Origin of the sequence: Rhodococcus sp. KB6, from assembly GCF_001445685.1 — a bacterium.
GTDB classification, from domain to species: Bacteria; Actinomycetota; Actinomycetes; order Mycobacteriales; family Mycobacteriaceae; genus Rhodococcus_F; species Rhodococcus_F qingshengii.
In genome coordinates, this window is sequence record NZ_LNAK01000110.1 from 1 (window position 1) to 262 (window position 262).

A 262-nucleotide genomic window follows, 5' to 3' on the forward strand; every position below is an offset into this window, starting at 1 on the left:
CCCTTCTGCGCACAGGCTGGATGGGAGGTCGTTGAATTGGATCAAACCGGCGCCTCGATTCGGACCGGACTCCGTGTCGGTCGGCCCGAATCGATAATGTTCGGGCGGCAACACAGAATGAATTGGATCTCGATCTTCGTCACGGACGTGGCAGATGATGCTACGCCCATGACAGTGGTGCGCCCGTTGCTGGTCGAGGGGTTCACGAACCTCGATGTGGCATTTACCGCGCTCCTGGGGACAGCCACGAGCGCCGAACCCG

Annotated in this window: 1 protein-coding gene; it reads left to right on the plus strand. The window is 60.7% G+C overall.

Annotated elements, in window-relative coordinates; translation table 11 throughout:
- Nucleotides 1-262, plus strand: a 262-nt coding sequence (locus ASU23_RS34905; protein WP_301336399.1) for a DUF6301 family protein, incomplete at both ends; no start/stop codon positions are given.